The sequence below is a fragment of the Collimonas arenae genome (assembly GCF_001584165.1).
Taxonomy (GTDB): domain Bacteria; phylum Pseudomonadota; class Gammaproteobacteria; order Burkholderiales; family Burkholderiaceae_D; genus Collimonas; species Collimonas arenae.
The window spans coordinates 2556410-2577225 of the sequence record NZ_CP013233.1 but is presented as its reverse complement, the minus strand read 5'-3'; the positions used below and the strand labels follow the sequence as shown (position 1 = coordinate 2577225).

Genomic DNA, 20816 nt, shown 5'->3' with positions numbered 1-20816 from the left:
TGGGCCAAGCAAAGCACGAAAGGCACGAAAATATCCGTTAATGATTTCTCTCATTCGGTTTGTTTTTGTGCCTTTTATGTTTTGAGCGAGACAAAAGGCCTGACAAGTAAAAATCCAAACATGACTCAAAAATACGGTTTCACCACCACCATCCTGCACAGCGACCGCCAGAAGACTATCGAGCATGGCGCACCGCATAAGCCGATCCATACCTCAGTTACCTGGGGCTATAACGATGCACGCCAGTTGGCTGAGGTGTTCCAGGGTAAACAATCGGGTTATCGTTATGGGCGCCAGGGTAATCCGACTGTCTCCGCATTGGAAGACAAGGTTACCAAGATGGAGGGCGGTCTTGCCACCATCTGTTTCGCGTCCGGCATGGCGGCCATCGGCGCACTGATCCAGGCCCTGCTGCGCGAAGGCGACCACGTAGTGTCATCGGCATTTTTGTTTGGCAATACCGCCAGCATGTGGCAAACCTTTGGCGCTCAGAGCGGCAAGGTAAGCATGGTTGACGCTACTGATGTGGCGCAAGTGGAAGCTGCGTTGACGCCGGCGACCTGCATGGTGTTCGTCGAAACCATCGCAAATCCGCGCACCCAGGTTGCAGATCTCAAGCGGATCGGCGAGCTGTGCCGCGCTCGGGGGATCCTGTTCGTGGTCGACAACACCATGACTTCGCCTTACCTGTTCCAACCCAAAACGGTTGGCGCCGGCCTGGTGATCAACTCGCTGACCAAATCGATCAGCGGCCATGGCAATGCGCTGGGCGGTGCAGTCACCGATACAGGTTTGTTTGACTGGACCCGTTTTCCGAATATTTACGATGCCTACAAACGCAACCCGGAAGCGCAGTGGGCGCTGGCGCAAATCCGCGCCAAGAGCCTGCGTGATTTCGGCGCTTCGCTCGGGCCTGAAGCGGCGCATCATATTGCCGTCGGCTCGGAAACCATCGCCTTGCGCATGGAGCGCAGCAGCGCCAGTGCGCTGGCGGTAGCGCAAATGCTGGAAGCCGACCCACGCGTCGCCGCCGTCCACTATCCAGGCTTGGAGTCGCATCCGCAGCATGCCTTGGCGAGCGAATTATTCCGCAGCAGCGGCTATTTGTTCAGTTTTGAATTGAAGCCGGAAATCGATTGTTTCGATTATCTGAATCGTTTGAAGCTGGCGATTTCTGGCACCCACCTGGGCGATAACCGGACGCTGGTGATTGCCGTTGCGCATACCATTTTCTACGAGATGGGTGCAGAGCGGCGCGCTGCCATGGGTATCGGTGAGTCGCTGATCCGGGTCTCGATCGGGATCGAAGATACGGCTGATCTTGTGGCGGATTTCAAGCAGGCATTGCAGGCCTGAGCAGGCAGCCGGCAGGAAGAAGAGGGCGGGGTGATTGTCAGGCGGTCACCCGTTTGCATTTCAGATTCAGATGGTGGTGCGGTCCAGCCATTTGGTCACTTGCAACGGCACGAACGACCTGAAGCGCTGCAGCAGCGCTTCAGGCTGCGCTTCCGCCATCAGCAGTTCGGCCTGTTCACCCTTGAGGAAGCGTTGTGACACCATGTGTTGGATGAACTGCAGCAAACCGTCATAGAAGCCGTCGACGTTGAGTAAGCCGATCGGTTTCTTGTGAAATCCTAGCTGCGCCCAAGTGAAAACTTCGAACAATTCTTCCAAGGTGCCGACGCCGCCGGCATGGCAATAAAGCCATCCGACAAATCCGCCATCATCGCCTTGCGCTCATGCATATCTTTGACGATGTGCAGTTGCGTCAGGCCCTTGTGTCCCAATTCCTTTTGCAGCAGCGCTTCCGGAATCACGCCAGTGGCGCGGCCGCCCAAGCGTATGACTTCGTCGGCGATAACGCCCATCAGGCCGACATTGCCGCCGCCGTATACCAGTGCAATGTCGTCGTTGACCATCGCTTGTGCCAGCACACGCGCGGCCTGCGCATAGACTGGCGATGCGCCGGGGGAAGAGCCGCAATAGATGCAGAGAGATTTCATGTATTCAATGTCGTCGAGTTAGGGAGCGAGATTGCCCGGTAGCGGTCGCGATGGAGCCGCGACGGCATGTGGGTACATTAGGCATTGGTTTGCAAATATTTGGTCTTCAACTGTTCAAAATGCAAAAGCGTTTCACCACGCAGGTAAGGATGCATCAGCGACAGCACCTGGTAGCAGCCGCTCGCCAGTGCATGCTCGACCACCGCTTGTTCAGTGTACTGGCGCGGATTGAGGACATACTGGTATGACAGCCAGTAGCTGGCGACCACCACCATATTGCTGGACAGTGCATCAATTTCCGCCGGGCTGGCTTCCAGTGTCTTGCCTTCATGCAGGCCCTGGCACAGCTCCTTGACCACCGCGATCTTGTGGCCGAAGATTTCCTTGAAGTGCAGTTCCAGCGTACGGTTGCGCGACAGCAGGTCGTTCAGGTCGCGATAGAAGAAACGATAGCGCCAGATCAGCTGAAACATGTGATGCAGGTAGTGCCAGACATCGTGCATGGTCGGGCGTTGGCCCTGCGTCATGGCCAGCATGCGGCTGATTTCTTCTTCAAATGTGACGAAGATCGAATTGACGATATCATCCTTGTTGCGGAAATGGTAATACAAATTTCCCGGCGAAATTTTCATCTCGTCGGCGATGATGGTAGTAGTGATATTCGGTTCGCCGAACTCGTTGAAGAGTCGCAGCGACAGATCCATGATTTTTTCGCGAGTGCGACGTGGCGCCTTCTGCTCCATGACTTATTTTCTTTCTGATATCCAGACCGCAATGCAGGTTTTACCAATCCGGTAAATTGCTCAGTGAAGATTGTATATTGCTTCGTACCTGTTCATGCAAATCCATTGCTGAAATGATAGGACTCGCATTCGTTACCCGGCCAAGGGCGGCGCCTGATATAAAATGACGGACATCATGGCAATGTATCCTGTCGGCTTGGCAGGAAATGCATTGACCTCGTCATTTTATTCAAAGGTAAGCATGTCAGAGTCTCCTCCCGAACGCCCCGATACCCCGTGCGTTGCCGTTTGCTCCACCACTTTCGATGATGTCTGCCGCGGTTGTGGTCGTACCGTCAACGAGGTAGCACATTGGGTCTTCATGACCGAGGAAGAGAAAACCAAGGTGTGGGAACGGATCACTGCGGAAGGTTACCCGCGCCGCCAGGGATAGATCGGCTTGCCGTCTCATGCGGCATAACCATACTGCGGGTTCTGGCATTGCCAGCCCGGTGGTCCGAGCCCGCCGCTGCTTGCGTCGGATCGGCATGGCAGATTACGGTGTCTGCGGTAGGGCGCGGCCTGATTTTGTGCGAGATACGGTGTGCGCTGGCTTCTTCGAATGCACTTGGCATCTTGAGCACGCTGTAGCCGCCACCGGTGCCGAGGTTCACAGTGAAACCGCAGCGATAGCTAAACAGATAGCGTAAGGCAGAGATATGCGCATCAGCAACGTCCATGAAATGATACCGTTGCGCTCACGTTGTTCTGGAAGTGGCGCAAAGGTTGTTGCGCCGATTCGCTCATGACCTTGAGGCCGGCGCAATGGCTGACCGCAGCAACGTTATGGGTGGCGAGTAGATGATCCAGTGCCGACCGGTCGTCAATGCCCATCTGCTGAAAAAGCACATCATCCTGTCCGCAGCGCTCGATCCGTCGAATTACTTCTAGGGGCTGCTTGATAGATTGTCGATAGTGACGACGGTGTATTTCTGTATCAAAAGCGCAACACAGGTAGGAGAGCCGATATACTCCGCTGCACCGATTACCAGGATGGTTTTGTTCTGAGTCGTCAAAATGTGTTGAAATCGATCGTTTTTTCGGGTTTTGTGACATATTGTAATGCCAAAACTTGCTGTATATTCCGCCGTGCCGTTAGCCGCCGCGAGCGTGAACTGTATGGTCGGGAACTGTTTTTGCTGCAGGTTTTCATAGGAAAACAGGGGCGGCAATGTAATCGAGGTGATCGTGTGTTGTTTGCAACATTTCCGTGTGGCATATAGTTTATAATGCCGCCCGAAATGTAAAGAATTATAAAAATAATAGTCGGCTCAACTCCCTAGATTGTTGGCAGGACATGAAGATCGATTCAATGGGCGTTGGAGAGTTGTGAAATGAAGTACCGGGGAGTCAGTTTTTCAGTTGCATCTCATGCGGCATGGGCGCCCGGTCTGGATACCGAGGCAGCCTGGCAGGCATGGGCTCGCAACCCATTCACGATTGCGGGCCAAGCCGACGCCGCAGTTTCGTCCATGCCGGCCATGTTGCGTCGACGAGCGGGATTTGTCGGCAAAATGGCCCTTGAAGTCGCCTATTGTTGCCTTGACGGGCAAACTTCTATACCTACCATATTCTGTTCACGTCACGGCGAATGTACGCGCTCGGTGGAGTTGCTGTCGGACCTGGCGCAGGGACTGCCATTGTCCCCGGCCGGTTTCAGCTTGTCGGTACATAATGCTGCCGCTGGCTTGTTTTCAATCGCCCGTCACGACCGGGCCAGCCACTCAGCCTTGGCCGCCGGACATGGTGGGGTCGAGCATGCAGTGATTGAGGCCTGCGGCCTGCTCGCTGACGGTGCGCCTTCAGTACTGCTGGTGGTCTATGACGGCGTATTGCCGGAGGTGTTCCATGCGTTTCAAGACTGCCAGGAGCAGCCGTTTGCCTGGGCATGGCTGATGCAGCCGGCGTCGGGAAATGCTGCTGATACGATCTCGCTGTCCTGGGGGAATTCCGATACGCAGGACGTTGCGGCAACGTCGACTGAGTTGCAACCTGGCGGATTGGAGGTGCTAGCCTTTTATCTGCGGGGCGACCGCGAACTGTTGCATACGGTCGATTCGCGTCGCTGGCGCTGGGAGCGTCATGCTTAATCGCTTGAATCGTCATTGGCGCGTCATTGCTACCGGAGTCAGCTTTGTTGTATTTGCAGTTGGCGGACTGATCCTGCGCGTGTCGGTTTTCCCTGTTTTGAATCTGCTGATCTGGGAGCGACAATTACGCGTGATGGTGGCGCGGCGCGTGATTCGGTTGGTGTTTCGCGCGTTTGTCGGTTTCATGCGCAGGATTGGCGTGTTGAACTACGATATCAGTGGATTGGAGCGGCTGGAACGGCGAGGTTTGCTGATCCTGGCCAACCATCCGACGCTGATTGATACGGTATTCCTGATGGCCTTCGTCAAACGCGCCGATTGCATCGTCAAGGGACGCCTCTGGGACAACCCTTTCACGCGCGGTCCGGTGTGCGCCGCCGGATATATCAGCAACGACGATGATGGCAACGGCTTGCTGGACGACTGCATCACTTCACTGCGGCGCGGCAGCAACCTGATTATTTTCCCCGAAGGTACGCGGACTGCCGGCGACGGCCAGATCAACCTGAAGCGCGGTGCCGCTAACATCGCCGTGCGCAGCATGTCGAATGTGACGCCGGTGGTGATTCGCTGCCTGCCGCCGACGTTGGGCAAGGGCGTCAAATGGTGGCAGGTGCCGCCAGTGATGGCGCATTTCAGCATCGAGGTGAAAGATGATATTGACGTCAGCGGATTTATTGCCGACAGCGGTAGCGAAGTGATGGCGGCGAGGCATTTAACCGCCTATTTGCAGGATTATTTTAGGAAGGAAAGTCAAGTCAATGCAGCAGCTTGAAGAGGAAGTCAAACAGGTCATCATTGATGTCCTGCAGTTGGAAGATATGACGCCGGCGGATATTGTTACCGATGCCCCTTTGTTCGTGGATGGCCTTGGCCTCGACTCGATTGATGCACTTGAACTGGGCGTGGCGATTCAGAAACGCTACGGGATTTCATTATCGGCCGATTCGGCTGAGACACGTAACCATTTTGCTTCGGTACGAACGCTAGCCGCGATGATTGCCAGCAATAGAAAGAAATGACGGTGTGACATGATGTTGACAGCTTCAATGAGCAAGGAACAAATTTATCTGTGGCTGGTGGATGTGCTGCATGACATGTTCGAGATCGACAAAGATAAGGTGACGCCGCAAGCCAACTTGTATACCGATCTGGATATCGACAGCATCGATGCGGTCGACCTGGTGGTCAAGCTCAAGCAGCTGACCGGCAAGCGCCTGCAGCCGGATGTCTTCAAGGCGGTCCGGACAGTGCAGGACGTAGTCGATGCACTGTCCGCGCTGCTGGCGGAAGAAGCCAAGTAAGCGCAAGGGTTATTCTCCAGGATGCAGAATATCAGGCGCTGGCTGCCCACTGTGTTGACCTTGCTCGTCACCTTGCTGTATCCGCTCGCGATCTGGTTCGGACATGGCCGGGTCGAGCCGCGTCTGCTCGCGTTGCTGCTGGTGCTGGCGGCGGCTACTCGCTTGCCGACCTTGAAAATCAACAAGAGCAGCCGCTGGTGGCTGGCTGGCGCGTTATTGCTGGCCGCCGCAGCCATCTGGAACAATGCTTTGCTGCCGCTGAAGCTCTATCCGGTGCTGGTTAATCTTGGCATGCTGGCGGTGTTTTCTTACAGTTTGTATGCGCCGCCATCGGTGATTGAGCGCATGGCGCGCCTGACCGATCCGGCGCTGCCGGCTTACGCGGTAGCGTACACGCGTCGCGTTACCCAAGTATGGTGCGGATTCTTCATCGTCAATGGATTGTTGGCGCTCTATACCGCCGGATGGGCATCGGAAGCGGTTTGGTCGCTGTATAACGGCGTACTGGCCTATCTACTCATGGGCATCTTGTTCATCGGCGAATATCTGGTGCGGATAATCGTCAAGCGTCATCATCGTCAGGCGGACTCCCGGCATGGTTGATACTCGCAATATGCTGACTGCGTTGAGTGCGCTCTCCGAGGGGGATCGCGAGCAGCCATTTGCCTGGCGTGACGGCGAAGTGTTGAACTATCGCTGGCTACTGGCGCAGGTTGCAGCCTGGCGCGACTTGTTGCTGCTCCAGCCTGGATCACGCTTTGCCTTGTATTGCGCCGATAGCGCTATCTTTGCCGCGGCCTTGTTCGGTGCATGGCAGGCCGGCAAAACCGTTTATCTACCCGGGGACATGCTGCCGGCTACCTGTGCCAACCTGAGTGCAGTGGTAGACGGGTATTTGGGTGATTTTCCAGTCGAGTATTTGCCGCTGGCGCCAGCCGCCTGCGCAAGCAACGATGATGTGAGCACAAGCCAGGATTTCAAGGTGTTGTTGCCGGATTTCCCGGGGCTAGTGATTTACACCTCCGGCAGTACCGGCGAGCCACAAGCAGTGCCGAAATGCCTGGCGCAGCTGTCAACCGAAGTCGCCTCACTTGAACAATTATTTGGCGCCAGGATTGGCGCGGCCGAAATTATCGCAACGGTATCGCATCAGCACATCTACGGATTGTTGTTCAAGATATTGTGGCCGTTGACCAGCGGACGTGTCATTCATGCACGGCATCTCGGCTATCTGGAAGAGTTGCCGGCCCAGCTAGGTGAGCGGCAATCGGTCTTGATATCGAGTCCGGCTCATCTGAAACGATTGCCTGCTGGTCCATCTTTATTCTCGTCTATCCGAGCAGTGTTTTCTTCCGGTGGCCCATTGCCGCCGGAAGTGGCAATGGAGGCCGGACGCGTATTGGGTACTGTGCCGGTCGAAGTGTACGGCAGTTCGGAAACCGGCGGTGTTGCCTGGCGTCAGCGCGAGGCGGGGAATGATGACAGCTGGCAGGTGATGCCAGCCGTTACATGGCGCATCGGCGCGGTCGGCAACGTACTGGAAATACGTTCGCCGCATCTTCCTGACATGGACTGGTTTGCCATGGCGGATCAGATTCAGGCGGTTGACGAGCAACGTTTCCAGTTAAAAGGCCGAATCGATCGCATCGTCAAGGTCGAAGAGAAGCGTATTTCCCTGGACGCAATTGAACGGCAGCTCAAGATGCTTGGGGCGGTAACGGATGCTCGCGTCTTGCTGCTCGATGGCGTCGACGATCAGCAACGTCAACGTATCGCCGCCTTCGTCGTGCTCTCTGCCGCCGGTCGGAAAATGTTGGTGGCACAGGGCAAGTTGGCCCTGAATCGACAGTTACGAGATGGCGTAGCCCACGCTGTGGAAGCGATTGCGCTGCCGCGCAGCTGGCGCTACCTGGATGCGCTGCCTGTGAATGCACAAGGCAAGACCACACGCGCCGACCTGCTGGCTTTGCTGGAGCCGCGATCAGCGGCTAGCGAGCCATTGCATGCGCCACCCACCAAGCCGGAGCGGCGGCTATTGGAGCAGGAAGCGGGGCGGGTGCTGCTTGAATTGACTGTGCCGAAAGATTTGCTGTATTTCAATGGCCATTTCGACGGCGCTCCCATTTTGCCCGGCGTCGCGCAGCTTGATTGGGCGATCCACTATGGTCGCGCATACTTCGCCTTGGCGCCGCAATTCCTGGGTGTGCAGGCGCTGAAATTCCAGCGCGTGATCACACCCGGGATGGTGGTGCAGTTGGAATTGATTAACGATACGCAAAAAAATTGTCTGACATTTCGCATTGCATCGGCTGCTGGCCAGCATGCCAGCGGGCGTATCACATTTGGAGTCATTGATGCATCAGCCTGAGTGCACGACCGAGCCCATGCAAAACCAACCGCGTGCCGCGTTCAGGCCATGTGCGGTAATTCCGGTCTACAACCATGAACATGCCATCGGTGCCGTCGTGGCCGCAGTCCTGGCTCGCGATCTGCCTTGCATATTGGTCGACGACGCCAGCTCGACTTCTTGCGCTGCTGTGCTCGACGCGCTGGCGGCCGCGGATCCAGACCGGGTTACCTTGCTGCGGCATGCCGTCAATCGAGGCAAAGGCGGTGCGGTGCTGACCGGCATCCAGTACGCCGCCACGGCGGGCTATACCCATGCGCTGCAGATCGACGCCGATGGTCAGCATTGCACCGATGACATTCCACGTTTTCTGCAACAGGCCGCCGCCAAGCCTAAGAGTCTGATCGCCGGTTGCCCGCAATATGACGATAGCGTGCCATCGGTGCGCCTGTATGCACGTTATTTGACCCATGTTTGGGTGTGGATCAATACTTTGTCGCTGGATATCAAGGATTCCATGTGCGGATTCCGGGTCTATCCGTTGCCTTCGCTGGTGCGTCTGGTGCAACGGACCAAGCTCGGCGAGCGTATGAATTTCGATATTGAAGTGCTTGTGCGCCTGTATTGGGATGGTGTAGCCATCGTCAATCTGCCGACCCGGGTCGCCTATCCGACGGACGGAATTTCACATTTCCGTGCCGGTCTCGATAACCTGCTGATATCGCGCTTGCATGCGACCTTGTTTTTCGGCATGTTATGGCGGGCACCACGGTTGCTTGGGCGCCGTCTGCTGGCACCGCGGGGTGTTCGTTGAGCGCAGGCAAGCTCCATTGGGCGCAGATCAACGAAGCCAGCTTCGTGGTCGGCATGCGGCTGCTGTTCTGGATATACCGGATCGCCGGACGTTGGCCGTTTCGTATTGCCTTGTATCCAGTGCTTGGCTGGTACTTGCTCAGCAAACCGGCGGCGCGGCAGGCGTCGCAGAAGTACCTGCAGCGGTTGCAAGCTTACGATCCGGCGGCAGCGCGCAAAAACCGCATACAGCCAGGCTTACCTGGCGTGTTCCAGCACTTTGGCGCTTTTGCAGAAAACATTCTCGACAAGATGTTGTTGTGGGGCGGCTTGTTCAAGACTGCGGATGTGGTGTCGTACGGTCGCGAGCAGATGCTGGAAAACATCGAGGCACGGCGCGGCGGGCTGCTGATTTGCGCACATTTGGGCAATCTTGAACTATGTCGAGTGCTGTCGCGTCAACGCAGCGCGTTGCGTATTACCGTACTGGTGCACACCAAACATGCGCAGGCGTTCAACCGTCTGCTGGCGCAGCTTGACCCGCAAAGCCAGCTGAATCTGATGCAGGTGACCGAGATGACGCCTGCCACCGCGATGATATTGGCGGAGAAAGTCAGTCGCGGTGAATTTGTCGCCATTGCCGGCGATCGGATTCCGGTGTCGCCATCGCCGCGCGTGGCGCGCGCTTCCTTCCTCGGTGAAACCGCTGCTTTTCCGGTGGGGCCGTATGTGTTGGCCAGCTTGCTGCAGTGTCCTGTCTATCTGTTATTTTCGTTGACCAAGAATGGCCGCTCCGAATGCCATTTCGAATTGTTCCGTGAAGTGGTCCAACTGCCGCGCAAGAACCGCGATCAGATTCTCGATGAACTGGCTGCTGCTTATGCGGCGAGGCTGGAGCACTTTTGCCTGAAGGCTCCGCTGCAATGGTTCAATTTTTATGATTTCTGGCATTTATCTGGATACCAAGATGCATCTCGCTGAATTGAAAGACCCGCCTTCCACTGCTGCATTTGATCGCCGCCGCGCCGTCTGTTTTGACCAGGGCCGACTGACGATTGAAGATATTGTCGATATCGCATCAGGCGCCGCGCAGGTCAAGCTGTCCGAAGAGCCGACTTTCCGCGCTGCCATTACCCGCGGCGCCGATTTTCTCGACCGCCTGCTGCGCGAAGATGGCACCATCTATGGCGTGACCACCGGTTACGGCGATTCCTGTACCGTGACTGTACCGCCGGAACTCATCGCCGAATTGCCGCATCATTTGTACACCTACCACGGCTGCGGCCTGGGGGAATTGTTCACCCCGGCGCAGACGCGCGCCATTCTGGCAGCCCGGCTGGCATCGCTGAGCAAAGGTTATTCCGGCGTCAGTGTCGGCCTGCTGGAGCAGATTGCACGTTTGCTGAAAGAGGATTTGCTGCCGCTGATTCCATCCGAAGGATCGGTCGGCGCCAGCGGCGACCTGACACCGCTGTCCTATCTCGCGGCGGTACTGTGCGGCGAGCGCGAAGTCTGGCGTGACGGCAGCAAGGTGCCGGCTGCCGCAGCCCTGGCCGCAGCCGGCATTACGCCGCTGCGCCTGCGGCCGAAAGAAGGTCTGGCGATCATGAACGGCACCGCGGTGATGACGGCGCTGGCCTGCCTGGCCTATGATCGGGCTCAGTATCTGGTGCAGATCGCAACCAGGATCACGGCGATGGCCAGTTTTGCGTTGGATGGCAACGCCCATCACTTTGATGCCACGCTGTTCTCCGTCAAGCCGCATGGCGGCCAGCAACAGGTTGCGGCCTGGCTGCGCCAGGATTTGCCGGTCGACGATGCGCCACGTAACCAGAAGCGCCTGCAAGACCGCTATTCGATTCGTTGCGCGCCACACGTGATCGGCGTGCTGGCCGACGCCTTGCCTTGGATGCGGCAATCGATTGAAAACGAATTGAACAGCGCCAACGATAATCCGATCATCGATGCCGAGAATGAGCGCGTGCTGCATGGCGGCCACTTCTATGGCGGTCACATTGCATTTGCTATGGATAGCATGAAAAACGCTGTCGCCAACGTTGCCGATCTGCTAGATCGGCAAATGGCGTTGCTGGTCGACAGCCGCTACAACCATGGCTTGCCAGCGAACTTGTCGGGCGCCGAAGGGCCGCGCGCCAGCATCAACCACGGCTTGAAAGCCTTGCAGATCAGTGCTTCGGCCTGGACCGCCGAAGCACTCAAGCAGACCATGCCGGCGTCGGTATTTTCGCGTTCCACCGAGTGCCATAATCAGGACAAGGTCAGCATGGGCACGATTGCCGCTCGCGACTGCATGCGGGTATTGCAGCTGACCGAGCAGGTGGTTGCCGCGCTGCTGATCAGCGTGCGCCAAGGCGTATGGCTACGTTCTCGCGTGGATGGCGCCGCACAGCCGCAACAGAATCTGCAAGACATGATGGAGCAGTTGGGTGCCGATATTGCCGTGATTCAGGAAGACCGCATGCTGGAGCCGGATTTGCGCTTGCTGCTGGAGCGCATCCGCCTCAAACACTGGCAGTTGTACGCGTAACGCCATGAGCACGCTAAAAGACAAACCGCGCAGCCGCTGGTCGGCAGAGGTCGAACTGCAGATTCAGTTCTATGATCTCGATCCGATGGAAATCGTCTGGCACGGCAATTACGTCAAATATCTGGAAGTGGCGCGTTGCGCATTGCTGGAATCGATCAACTACAACTATCCGCAAATGCAGGAATCCGGTTACAGCTGGCCGGTGATCGACCTGCATCTGCGCTATGCGCATCCGGCGACTTTCGGCCAGCACATCAAAGTACGCGCCGACATCATCGAATGGGAAAATCGCCTGAAGATCGAATATGTCATCACCGATATCCACAGCGGCCAGCGGCTAACGCGCGGTACCACCACGCAAGTGGCGGTGGATATGGCGACGCGCGAAATGTGCTTTGCTTCGCCGCCGGTGCTCTTTCAAAAATTGGGAATCGTTGAAACATGAAGCATTTAATCAAAGTGATCAGAACTGCTCGCCGCCTGACCGTGATCGCTCTTCTGGCATGCGCGGGTTTGCCGGCGCACGCCGCAGCGCCGGTCGACAAGATCCAGGCCATGCTGGCGCGGCCGCCTATACTTTGCGGTCGCTTTGACCAGAGCAAGCAACTGGTCGGCATCAAGAAGCCACTGCTTTCCAACGGCCGCTTTTGCGTGGTCAACGGCAAGGGCGTGTTGTGGCGCACCTTGCAGCCTTTCCCGAACACACTTCGCCTGAAGCGCGATGAAATTGTGCAGATGCAGGGCGACCGCGTCGCGATGCGCATGGACGCCAAGCAGGAACCGGTGGTGCGCATGATTAACGGCGTGTTGTTTTCACTGCTGGCGGGCGATCTGAGCCAGCTGGACAAACTGTTTGAACTGGATGGCAGCGTGCAGGGCAATAGCTGGAAGGTGGCGCTGAAGGCGCGTGAACCGGCGTTAGCCAAGGCCATCGGTACGCTGGCGCTGACTGGCGGCGCCTATGTCAAGACCGTGACGATCGATGAGGCCAGCGGCGATCGCACTGAAATTACGTTCTCCGGCCTGCAAAGCGGTCCGACCGCGATGACGGCTGAAGAAGGGGCTGCGCTTGAGTAAATTTGTCTGGCCCAAGCGCATGGCGCTGGTCTGGGCGCTGGTGGTCGGCTTGCTGCTGGCGCACAACGGCTACCTGTGGCTGGTCAAGGGCGTGGTGCCGGATACCGACATCCTGGCCCTGTTGCCGGTCGAACAGCGTGATCCGGTTTTGCAACAGGCGTTCACGCATATGGTCGACGCCGCCCAGCAGCGCCTGATCGTCATGGTCGGCGCCGACGATTGGGATCAAGCCCGAGCTGCTGCGGACAGTTACAGCGCGGTACTGGCCAAACATCCGGAGCTATTACAAAGCAGCGTCAAGCTGAGTGCGCAAAGCCAGCAGGACTGGCTAGCGCCGGCGCAACAGATGCGTCTCGGTTTGCTGACCCCGGCGCAGCAACAGGCTCTGCGCGAACAGCCAGCCAAGTATTGGGCCGACAGCGCATTGCAGCAGTTGTACAGCCCATTCTCCGGTCCCAAGCTGGGCGCATGGCAGGATGATCCATTCGGCCTGTTCAGCGGCTGGGTGCAGGCGCGTGCGCAGGAAACGCCGGTACGCCCGCGCGATGGCTATTTGTTTGTCGAGGAGAAGGGACGTCCCTACATCGTGTTGCTGCTGAACTTGCGCCAGCCGGCCTTCTCGATGGCCACCCAGCAGGCGCTGCTGCCGTTGTTGGAGCAGGCCGCTACGGCGGCTCGCCATACGGTGCCGTCGGTTGAACTGATCCGTGCCGGCGTGGTGCTGCATGCCGGCGCCGGCAGCGCGCAGGCCAGCCGCGAGATGTCGACCATCGGCATCGGCTCGTTACTGGGCATCGTGTTGCTGATGTGGCTGACGTTCCGCTCGCTGCGGCCGATCGCGATGATCGTGCTGTCAATCGGAGTCGGCTGCCTGGCGGCGTTTTCATTGTGCTGGATTATTTTCGGTCAGGTACATCTGCTGACGCTGGTATTTGGCGCCAGCCTGATCGGCGTGGCGCAGGACTATGGCATTTATTTCCTGTGCAGCCGAGTCGCGGCCGACCAGTCGCTCAATTCCCAGCAATTGCTGCGACGCCTGATGCCCGGCCTGACGCTGACGTTGGCAGCGGCGGTGATTGGTTACATTGGGCTGGCGCTGACGCCGTTTCCCGGATTGCGGCAAATGGCGCTGTTTTCGGTGCTCGGCTTGGTGTTCGCCTGGTTGACAGTGATTTTCTGGTTTCCGGCGCTGCTAAAGCCGGCGACGCTGAAAAGCTCCAGCTTTGCCGGTTGGATCGGTCGTACGCGGCGGCATTGGCCGTTGCTAGGTTGGAATCGCGCCAGCCTACTGGCGGCGGTATTGTTTGCTGCCTTCGCATCGATCGGGATTGCGCGCTTGCAGGTCAATGACGATATCCGGTCGTTGCAAACGCCGCCGAAAGAGTTGCTGGCGGAGCAGATCAAGCTCGGCAAGTTGCTCGACGCGCCGACCCCGGTGCAGTTCTACCTGGTACGCGGCGCCAGCGCGGAGCAGGTATTGCAGCGCGAGGAAGCATTGAAGCTGAAACTGGAGCCGCTGGTGGCACGGCACATTATTAGCGGTTATCAGGCGATGTCTAACTGGACTCCATCGCTGCAGGCGCAAAACGCCAACCGCGCGCTGGTCAGCCAGGCATTGCTGGGCGACGATGGGCCGCTGAAGATGTTGGCCGCGCAACTGGGCGAAGATGCCGGTTGGGTAACGCAAATGCGCAATCGCGCACTGGCCGGCGGGAGTGCAGGGCACGAACTGACCCCGGCAGAGTTCTTGAAAAGCGCCGCCAGCGAGCCTTCGCGTCATCTATGGCTGGGCCAGGTGACGGGAGCGCAGGGCAATGTATACGCCAGCATTGTCGCCCTGCGCGGCGTCAACAATTATGCCGATCTGCCGATCCTGAAACGGGCCGCTGACCAGTTGGATGGCGTGCAGTGGGTCGACAAGGTTAGCGAGATATCTTCTGTGCTGGGACATTATCGGCAATACATGGGCTGGGTGTTGCTATGCGCGTATGCGGCGATTTACCTGCTGCTGTTCATGCGCTATCGCCTGGCGGCCTGGCGTGTGCTGGCGTCGCCGGCCCTGGCTACGTTGGCGATACTCGCAGTGCTCGGCTGGAGCGGCCAGCCGCTGCAGTTGTTTCATGTGCTGGCCTTGATGCTGGTCCTCGGCCTGGGCGTCGACTACGGGATTTTCTTGCAGGAGCAGGGAATGCAACGCGATCGCTTTGCCTGGCTGACGGTAGGGTTGTCGGCGGCGAGCGCGTTGCTGTCATTTGGTTTGCTGGCCTTGTCCGGCACACCGCCGCTGCATGCATTTGGATTGACGATGTTGATCGGGATTGCGGTTGTCTGGATGATCGCGCCGTGTTTTAGCCAGGATTCACAACAGGAAGAAGAAAAAAATGCAATTACAAGTTGAACAATGTGATGTGTTGGTGATCGGCGCCGGTCCGGCTGGCGCGGTGGCGGCGGCGTTATTGTTGAAACAGGGTAGGCAAGTGCTGGTGCTTGAGCGCGAACAGTTCCCGCGCTTCAGCATCGGTGAAAGTTTGCTGCCGCAGAGCATGGAATACCTGCAGGAAGCGGGCATGCTGCAAGCGGTGGTCGAAGCCGGGTTCCAGTTCAAGAACGGCGCCGCCTTTGTCCGCGGCGACAGCTACACCGATTTCGATTTCCGCGACAAGCACTCGGCTGGTTGGGGTACCACCTATCAGGTGCAGCGCGCCCATTTCGACCAGGTGCTGGCCAACGAAGCCGAGCGCCAGGGGGCTGAAGTACGTTACCGTCACGCGGTGACGGCGTTCGATCAGGGCGGCGTCAAACCGCGCGTTACTGTGCGCCGTGAAGACGGTACGGAATACGTGGTGGAAGCCGGTTTCGTGCTCGATGCCAGCGGCTTTGGCCGCGTCCTGCCGCGTCTGTTGCAATTGGAAACACCATCGAATTTCCCGGTACGCGGCGCCATCTTTACCCATATCGAAGACGGCATTGCGACGCCGGGTTTCGATCGAAACAAGATCCGCATCACCGTGCATCCTGAACATTGCGATGTCTGGTACTGGCTGATTCCATTTGCCGGCGGCCGTTGCTCAATCGGCGTGGTGGCGGAAACCGCTTTCCTGGAGCAGTTCAAGGGCAGCGAAACCGAACGCTTGCAGACGTTGGTCATGCAGGACCCAGCTTCACGTGAACTGTTGAAAAATGCGCGCTGGGACACGCCGGCGCGGCAGATTGTCGGTTATTCGGCCAACGTCAAGTCGCTCTGGGGGAAGGGCTATGCCTTGCTCGGCAACGCCGGTGAATTCCTCGATCCGGTATTTTCTTCCGGCGTTACCATTGCGGTCAAATCGGCCAGCCTCGCCGCGGCGGCATTGAAGCGCCAGTTTGCCGATGAAGAAGTCGATTGGCAGAGCGAGTATGCGACGCCCTTGAAAAAGGGCGTGGATGCTTTCCGTACCTTTGTCGAATCCTGGTACTCAGGCGGGTTCCAGAAAGTGATTTTCTATGAGCGCCAGCAACCGGAAGTACGGCGCATGATTGCGGCGATCCTGGCCGGTTACGCCTGGGACGAAAGCAATCCCTATGTCAGGGAAAGCAAACGGCGCCTGGCGACGCTGGAGGAAATATGCAGCTAGGTCGATCGGCTCATCGTCGCCTTGGCACGTTGTTGGCCGCGCTGGCGCTGGCCGGCTGTGCTGCTACGCCGTCGGCGCCACCCCCAGCACGCCTGGGCTTGAAACTGGCGCCTGCGACGCTGGGCGCCAGCATCAGCCTGCAGCAGCATCTGACGGTCGAACGCAACGGTCGCACAGATCAACTGGATGCGGCGCTGGAAATCGATCCACAGCAATTCAATATGGTCGGGCTGGCTTTCGGCCAGCGCGTGCTGACCTTGCACTATGATGGCGTTACGCTGCAATCCTGGCGACATCCGATGTTGCCGTCGCAGGTACGTGCCGAAGATGTGCTCGAAGATACGCAATTGACACTGTGGCCGCTCGACGCCATTCGGCAGTCGTTGCCGACCGGCTGGGAAATTCAGCAGCAAGGTTTGCGGCGCACGCTGTCGCTGCAAGGGGAGCCTGTGATGGTGATCGATTATAGTACGGCATTACCGTGGGGCGGCAAGATTGATCTGACCAACTTGCGTTATCACTATCATTTGACGATTGAATCGGTCAGCGATGATGTTGCCGAACCAACCACTGCGCCATAACCATGCTTTATCTTAACCACCTCGGCATGATTTGCCCGCTCGGCGACAACCACGCTGAGATCAGCCGACGCCTTTTTGAAGGCGAGAGCGGTGTCGCCGCAACGGCGCGCTATTCGGCCGACCGGGAGTTGGCCTTGGGCTGTGTCGACGCGATCCTTCCCGGCGTTGATGAATTGCCGCCTGAACAGCGCAGTCGCAACAATCAACTGGCGTTGGCGGCGCTGGCGCAAATTCGCCCGCAAGTCGATGCCGCGATAGAACGCTTTGGCGCGGATCGGGTGGCAGTCGTGCTTGGCACCAGCACGTCCGGCATCGCGCAAAGCGAAGCGGCATTTCGGCATCGTTCCGCGCACGGCCGGTTTCCTGCCGAGTTCAGTTATGGGCAACAAGAGATGGGATCACCTGCAGCGATGCTGGCAGCCGTGCTGGGTATTACCGGCCCAGCCTATGTACATTCCAGCGCCTGCGCCTCCAGCAGCAAGGCCATCGCCAGTGCGGCGCGCCTGATTCGGATGGGCGCGTGCGACGCCGTGCTGACTGGCGGAGTAGATTCCTTGTGCTCCTTTACCGTGGCAGGCTTTGCGGCGCTGGAATCGGTTAGCGCTGCGCGCTGCAATCCATTTAGCGCCAATCGCAACGGCATCAATATCGGCGAGGGCGCAGCCTTGTTTTTGATGAGCAACGAAGCCTCGACCGTGACCTTGCGCGGCTGGGGGGAGTCCTCCGATGGTCACCACATTTCCGCCCCTGATCCAGCGGGAGGCGGTGCGCGTTGCGCCATTGAACAAGCATTGTCACGTGCCGGGATTAGCGCCAAACAGGTGGAGTACATCAATCTGCATGGCACGGCGACCGTGCAAAACGATGCGATGGAAGGCCGCGTCATTGCCGAGTTGTTCGGCGCGCACACTACCCTCAGTTCGACCAAGCCATTTACCGGCCATGCACTGGGAGCCGCCGGGGCAGTGGAAGCCGGCTTGTGCTGGATAGCGATGCAGGACAGTAACCCGGCAGGCCGCCTGCCGCCGCATTTATGGGACGGCGTCCGCGATCCTGGCTTGCCTGACCTGAATCTGATTGCCGCCGGCGACAGCCTGGGACATCCTTTGCGCTGGGCGTTAAGCAATTCGTTCGCATTTGGCGGCGCTAACGCGACTTTGGTGTTGGGGCGGGAATGATGCAGACAAGTTTAGATACGCTGCCGGCTATTCGCGATTTGTTGCCGCATTCCGGCACCATGGTGTTGCTGGATCGAGTGCTTGAAGTCGGCGCCGAGGATCTGTGCGCGGAGGTGGTGATTCGGCCGGACAGCCTGTTTGCCAATGCGGACGGCGTCGGCAGTTGGGTCGGTGTCGAATACATGGCGCAGGCAATTGCCGCCTACGCGGGCTATGCGGCTCGCCTGCGCGGCGAGTCAGTCAAAATCGGCTTCCTGCTTGGCACGCGGCGCTACGAAGCCGCCGCCCCTTGCTTCCCGATTGGCAGCGTATTGCGGGTGCAGGTGCAAAAGATCTTGCAGGCCGACAACGGCATCGGATCCTTCGAATGCCAGATTCATCACGCGCAGAGACAGTTGGCTTGCGCGACTATTACCGTATTTCAGCCGACCGATGCGGCTGGTTTTCTTGAGGGAAGTACTGAATGACCTTGCAATTGAATACTGTCGAAAACACTATTGAAAGCGCGGCCGCAGTGGCAAGGAAGACCATCCTGGTCACAGGTTCCAGCCGCGGCATCGGCAAAGCCATCGCACTGCGGTTGGCGCGCGATGGCTATGACATTGTCTTGCATTGTCACCAGCAACGCGCTGCGGCAGATGCCGTGGCGCAAGCAGTGCGGGATATTGGCGCGCAGGCGCGGGTATTGCAATTCGATATCGGTCAGCGCCAGGCAACCGCAGATGCGCTGCTGGCCGACGTCGAACAGCACGGCTGTTACTACGGCGTGGTGTGCAATGCCGGCGTGGCGCGCGATAATGCTTTTCCGGCGATGCCGGGCGAGGATTGGGATATTGTACTCAAGACCAATCTGGACGGTTTCTACAATGTGCTCAATCCGCTGGTCATGCCGATGGTACAGCGCCGGGCGCCGGGGCGTATCGTGACCATGGCGTCAGTCTCGGGCCTGATCGGCAATCGCGGCCAGGTCAATTACAGCGCTGCCAAGGCCGGCATTATCGGCGCCACCAAGGCGTTGGCAATCGAATTGGCGAAGCGGAACATCACCGTCAATTGCGTTGCGCCCGGCTTGATAGAGACCGACATGATCGACGACGTTCCGCTGGACGAAGCACTCAAGCTGATACCGGCGCGCCGGGTCGGCAAGCCGGACGAAGTGGCCGCTACCGTGGCCTTCTTGATGCATACCGATGCCGCGTACATCACGCGCCAGGTGATCTCGGTCAACGGAGGCATGGCATGACGCGCGTGGTAACACAAGTAACGGAGCGTCGGGTAGCGGTGACCGGCATGGCCGGCATCAGTCCTATCGGCAACGACTGGGCCAGCATCCGCGCGCACCTTGGCAGTTATCGCAACGCCGTGGTGCGCATGCATGAGTGGTCGGATTACGATGGCTTGAATACGCAGTTAGGCGCGCCCGCCGCCGAGTTCACCTTGTCGGATCGCTACAATCGCAAGACCACCCGCAGCATGGGCCGGGTTGCCTTGATGGCGACCCGCGCCAGCGAGCTGGCGCTGATCGACGCCGGCCTGATCGATGATCCGCTGCTGAAAAGCGGCCTCTGCGGCATCGCCTATGGCTCGTCTGCGGGAACGCCATCGGCGATTGGCGACTTTGGCCGCATGATGGAAGAGCGCAGCACGCGCGGCATCAATGCCACCACTTATATCAAGATGATGGCGCATACCGCGCCGGTCAACATCGGCGTGTTCTTCGGTATTACCGGCCGCGTCATCACGACGTCCAGCGCCTGCACCTCAGGCAGCCAGGGCATTGGCTACGCCTACGAAGCGATTCGCAGCGGCCGGCAACGGGTCATGATTGCGGGCGGCGCCGAGGAGTTGTGCGCCACCGAGGCGGCGGTGTTCGATACCCTGTTTGCCACCAGCGTGCGCAACGACGCGCCGGCCATGACGCCAAGCCCGTTTGACCGCAGCCGTGACGGCCTGGTTATCGGTGAAGGGGCGGGAACGCTGATCCTGGAAGACTTCGAGCATGCACGCGCCCGTGGCGCCAGAATTTACGCTGAAATCGTCGGCTTTGGCACCAACAGCGACGGTTGCCACGTCACCCATCCGAATGCGGACACGATGCAGGGCGCGATGACATTGGCGCTCGCCGATGCAGCGCTGCCGGCGTCGGCTATCGGTTATATCAATGCTCACGGCACCGGCACAGAGCAGGGCGATATTGCCGAATCCCACGCAACCGCTGCGGTCTTTGGCCAGCAGACGCCGATCAGCTCACTGAAGAGCTACACCGGCCACACGCTTGGCGCTTGCGGCGCATTGGAGGCCTGGGCCAGTATCGAAATGATGCGTTCCGGCTGGTTTGCGCCGACCATCAATCTGACGCAGCTTGATCCGCTATGCGCCGAGATGGATTACATCGTCGATCAGGGCAGGGAGTTACAATGCGAGTATTTTATGTCGAACAATTTTGCGTTCGGCGGCATTAATACCTCGCTGATCTTCAAGCGGGTGGAGTAACCGGTCT

At 58.4% G+C, this 20816-nt stretch carries 22 protein-coding genes and 1 pseudogene; 20 read left to right on the top strand and 3 right to left on the bottom strand.

The genetic code is table 11. The annotated features are described in order from the left end of the window. The first annotated feature begins 120 nt into the window (after nucleotides 1–120). Nucleotides 121–1356 carry a cystathionine gamma-synthase family protein gene (locus CAter10_RS11920; protein WP_061533574.1) on the top strand — a complete coding sequence of 412 codons (1236 nt, stop codon included), beginning with the start codon at nucleotides 121–123 and terminating at the stop codon, nucleotides 1354–1356. Nucleotides 1357–1422: 66 nt separating this feature from the next. Here CAter10_RS11920 and CAter10_RS11915 read toward each other — a convergent pair. Further along, a pseudogene (locus CAter10_RS11915) lies at nucleotides 1423–2003 on the bottom strand (LOG family protein). A 77-nt stretch (nucleotides 2004–2080) separates the two neighbouring features. Then, nucleotides 2081–2746, bottom strand: coding sequence for a TetR/AcrR family transcriptional regulator (locus CAter10_RS11910; protein WP_061533573.1), 666 nt, complete (start codon nucleotides 2744–2746; stop codon nucleotides 2081–2083). 241 nt (nucleotides 2747–2987) lie between these two features. Here CAter10_RS11910 and CAter10_RS21950 point away from each other — a divergent pair, with 241 nt between their 5' ends. Beyond that, nucleotides 2988–3179, top strand: coding sequence for a DUF1289 domain-containing protein (locus CAter10_RS21950; protein ID WP_082797884.1), 192 nt, complete (start codon nucleotides 2988–2990; stop codon nucleotides 3177–3179). 272 nt (nucleotides 3180–3451) lie between these two features. Here the strand turns inward: CAter10_RS21950 and CAter10_RS22460 are convergent, their stop codons facing one another. Further along, nucleotides 3452–3841, bottom strand: a complete 390-nt coding sequence (locus CAter10_RS22460; RefSeq protein ID WP_128083056.1) for an NAD-dependent epimerase/dehydratase family protein — start codon at nucleotides 3839–3841, stop codon at nucleotides 3452–3454. Nucleotides 3842–4119: 278 nt separating this feature from the next. On the opposite strand from CAter10_RS22460, the gene CAter10_RS11895 reads away from it, so the two are divergent. From CAter10_RS11895 to CAter10_RS11810, 18 genes are read left to right on the top strand one after another with little or no spacing between them, the layout of a single operon-like run. After that, nucleotides 4120–4875 (top strand): beta-ketoacyl synthase chain length factor, encoded by a 756-nt coding sequence (locus CAter10_RS11895; RefSeq protein WP_061533570.1) that lies wholly within the window; start codon nucleotides 4120–4122, stop codon nucleotides 4873–4875. Further along, nucleotides 4868–5650 carry a lysophospholipid acyltransferase family protein gene (locus CAter10_RS11890; RefSeq protein ID WP_061533569.1) on the top strand — a complete coding sequence of 261 codons (783 nt, stop codon included), beginning with the start codon at nucleotides 4868–4870 and terminating at the stop codon, nucleotides 5648–5650. Before CAter10_RS11895 ends, CAter10_RS11890 begins: the two co-directional genes overlap by 8 nt. Beyond that, entirely contained in the window at nucleotides 5637–5897 is a 261-nt protein-coding gene (locus CAter10_RS11885; protein WP_061533568.1) for a phosphopantetheine-binding protein, read from the top strand. The genes CAter10_RS11890 and CAter10_RS11885 overlap by 14 nt, the downstream gene beginning before the upstream one ends. Before the next feature lie 27 nt (nucleotides 5898–5924). Next, nucleotides 5925–6179, top strand: a complete 255-nt coding sequence (locus tag CAter10_RS11880; protein ID WP_231878942.1) for an acyl carrier protein — start codon at nucleotides 5925–5927, stop codon at nucleotides 6177–6179. Nucleotides 6180–6200: 21 nt separating this feature from the next. Beyond that, nucleotides 6201–6782 carry a COG4648 family protein gene (locus CAter10_RS11875; protein WP_061533567.1) on the top strand — a complete coding sequence of 194 codons (582 nt, stop codon included), beginning with the start codon at nucleotides 6201–6203 and terminating at the stop codon, nucleotides 6780–6782. Then, nucleotides 6775–8547, top strand: coding sequence for an ApeI family dehydratase (locus CAter10_RS11870; RefSeq protein WP_061533566.1), 1773 nt, complete (start codon nucleotides 6775–6777; stop codon nucleotides 8545–8547). The genes CAter10_RS11875 and CAter10_RS11870 overlap by 8 nt, the downstream gene beginning before the upstream one ends. Before the next feature lie 16 nt (nucleotides 8548–8563). Beyond that, complete coding sequence (locus tag CAter10_RS22455) at nucleotides 8564–9340, top strand: glycosyltransferase family 2 protein (protein ID WP_061535312.1); 777 nt, start codon at nucleotides 8564–8566, stop codon at nucleotides 9338–9340. Continuing rightward, complete coding sequence (locus tag CAter10_RS22450; protein ID WP_061533565.1) at nucleotides 9337–10299, top strand: LpxL/LpxP family acyltransferase; 963 nt, start codon at nucleotides 9337–9339, stop codon at nucleotides 10297–10299. The genes CAter10_RS22455 and CAter10_RS22450 overlap by 4 nt, the downstream gene beginning before the upstream one ends. Next, nucleotides 10286–11866: an HAL/PAL/TAL family ammonia-lyase gene (locus CAter10_RS11855; protein WP_082798057.1), complete on the top strand. Its 1581-nt coding sequence runs from the start codon at nucleotides 10286–10288 to the stop codon at nucleotides 11864–11866. Before CAter10_RS22450 ends, CAter10_RS11855 begins: the two co-directional genes overlap by 14 nt. Before the next feature lie 4 nt (nucleotides 11867–11870). Next, nucleotides 11871–12311, top strand: coding sequence for an acyl-CoA thioesterase (locus CAter10_RS11850; RefSeq protein ID WP_061533564.1), 441 nt, complete (start codon nucleotides 11871–11873; stop codon nucleotides 12309–12311). Then, on the top strand, nucleotides 12308–12943 hold the full coding sequence (locus CAter10_RS11845) for an outer membrane lipoprotein carrier protein LolA (protein ID WP_061533563.1): 636 nt from the start codon (nucleotides 12308–12310) through the stop codon (nucleotides 12941–12943). Before CAter10_RS11850 ends, CAter10_RS11845 begins: the two co-directional genes overlap by 4 nt. Nucleotides 12944–12962: 19 nt before the next feature. Then, on the top strand, nucleotides 12963–15341 hold the full coding sequence (locus tag CAter10_RS11840; RefSeq protein ID WP_061533562.1) for an MMPL family transporter: 2379 nt from the start codon (nucleotides 12963–12965) through the stop codon (nucleotides 15339–15341). Next, nucleotides 15325–16557 carry an NAD(P)/FAD-dependent oxidoreductase gene (locus tag CAter10_RS11835; RefSeq protein WP_061533561.1) on the top strand — a complete coding sequence of 411 codons (1233 nt, stop codon included), beginning with the start codon at nucleotides 15325–15327 and terminating at the stop codon, nucleotides 16555–16557. Before CAter10_RS11840 ends, CAter10_RS11835 begins: the two co-directional genes overlap by 17 nt. Next, nucleotides 16548–17138: a DUF3261 domain-containing protein gene (locus CAter10_RS11830; RefSeq protein WP_061533560.1), complete on the top strand. Its 591-nt coding sequence runs from the start codon at nucleotides 16548–16550 to the stop codon at nucleotides 17136–17138. The genes CAter10_RS11835 and CAter10_RS11830 overlap by 10 nt, the downstream gene beginning before the upstream one ends. 2 nt (nucleotides 17139–17140) lie before the next feature. Beyond that, complete coding sequence (locus CAter10_RS11825; protein ID WP_061533559.1) at nucleotides 17141–18316, top strand: beta-ketoacyl-ACP synthase; 1176 nt, start codon at nucleotides 17141–17143, stop codon at nucleotides 18314–18316. Then, complete coding sequence (locus CAter10_RS11820; RefSeq protein ID WP_061535310.1) at nucleotides 18316–18783, top strand: hotdog family protein; 468 nt, start codon at nucleotides 18316–18318, stop codon at nucleotides 18781–18783. The genes CAter10_RS11825 and CAter10_RS11820 overlap by 1 nt, the downstream gene beginning before the upstream one ends. Further along, nucleotides 18780–19559: a 3-oxoacyl-ACP reductase FabG gene (gene fabG / locus CAter10_RS11815; protein WP_082797882.1), complete on the top strand. Its 780-nt coding sequence runs from the start codon at nucleotides 18780–18782 to the stop codon at nucleotides 19557–19559. The genes CAter10_RS11820 and fabG overlap by 4 nt, the downstream gene beginning before the upstream one ends. Then, on the top strand, nucleotides 19556–20809 hold the full coding sequence (locus CAter10_RS11810; protein WP_061533558.1) for a beta-ketoacyl-ACP synthase: 1254 nt from the start codon (nucleotides 19556–19558) through the stop codon (nucleotides 20807–20809). The genes fabG and CAter10_RS11810 overlap by 4 nt, the downstream gene beginning before the upstream one ends. Nucleotides 20810–20816 lie beyond the last annotated feature (7 nt).

Coding starts and splice junctions, on each gene's coding strand:
- CAter10_RS11920 (WP_061533574.1), top strand. CDS start 121: ATGACTCAAAAATACGGTTTCACCACCACCATCCTGCACAGCGACCGC.
- CAter10_RS11910 (WP_061533573.1), bottom strand. CDS start 2,746: ATGGAGCAGAAGGCGCCACGTCGCACTCGCGAAAAAATCATGGATCTG.
- CAter10_RS21950 (WP_082797884.1), top strand. CDS start 2,988: ATGTCAGAGTCTCCTCCCGAACGCCCCGATACCCCGTGCGTTGCCGTT.
- CAter10_RS22460 (WP_128083056.1), bottom strand. CDS start 3,841: ATGTCACAAAACCCGAAAAAACGATCGATTTCAACACATTTTGACGAC.
- CAter10_RS11895 (WP_061533570.1), top strand. CDS start 4,120: ATGAAGTACCGGGGAGTCAGTTTTTCAGTTGCATCTCATGCGGCATGG.
- CAter10_RS11890 (WP_061533569.1), top strand. CDS start 4,868: ATGCTTAATCGCTTGAATCGTCATTGGCGCGTCATTGCTACCGGAGTC.
- CAter10_RS11885 (WP_061533568.1), top strand. CDS start 5,637: ATGCAGCAGCTTGAAGAGGAAGTCAAACAGGTCATCATTGATGTCCTG.
- CAter10_RS11880 (WP_231878942.1), top strand. CDS start 5,925: ATGAGCAAGGAACAAATTTATCTGTGGCTGGTGGATGTGCTGCATGAC.
- CAter10_RS11875 (WP_061533567.1), top strand. CDS start 6,201: ATGCAGAATATCAGGCGCTGGCTGCCCACTGTGTTGACCTTGCTCGTC.
- CAter10_RS11870 (WP_061533566.1), top strand. CDS start 6,775: ATGGTTGATACTCGCAATATGCTGACTGCGTTGAGTGCGCTCTCCGAG.
- CAter10_RS22455 (WP_061535312.1), top strand. CDS start 8,564: ATGCAAAACCAACCGCGTGCCGCGTTCAGGCCATGTGCGGTAATTCCG.
- CAter10_RS11855 (WP_082798057.1), top strand. CDS start 10,286: ATGCATCTCGCTGAATTGAAAGACCCGCCTTCCACTGCTGCATTTGAT.
- CAter10_RS11850 (WP_061533564.1), top strand. CDS start 11,871: ATGAGCACGCTAAAAGACAAACCGCGCAGCCGCTGGTCGGCAGAGGTC.
- CAter10_RS11845 (WP_061533563.1), top strand. CDS start 12,308: ATGAAGCATTTAATCAAAGTGATCAGAACTGCTCGCCGCCTGACCGTG.
- CAter10_RS11840 (WP_061533562.1), top strand. CDS start 12,963: ATGGCGCTGGTCTGGGCGCTGGTGGTCGGCTTGCTGCTGGCGCACAAC.
- CAter10_RS11835 (WP_061533561.1), top strand. CDS start 15,325: ATGCAATTACAAGTTGAACAATGTGATGTGTTGGTGATCGGCGCCGGT.
- CAter10_RS11830 (WP_061533560.1), top strand. CDS start 16,548: ATGCAGCTAGGTCGATCGGCTCATCGTCGCCTTGGCACGTTGTTGGCC.
- CAter10_RS11825 (WP_061533559.1), top strand. CDS start 17,141: ATGCTTTATCTTAACCACCTCGGCATGATTTGCCCGCTCGGCGACAAC.
- CAter10_RS11820 (WP_061535310.1), top strand. CDS start 18,316: ATGCAGACAAGTTTAGATACGCTGCCGGCTATTCGCGATTTGTTGCCG.
- fabG (WP_082797882.1), top strand. CDS start 18,780: ATGACCTTGCAATTGAATACTGTCGAAAACACTATTGAAAGCGCGGCC.
- CAter10_RS11810 (WP_061533558.1), top strand. CDS start 19,556: ATGACGCGCGTGGTAACACAAGTAACGGAGCGTCGGGTAGCGGTGACC.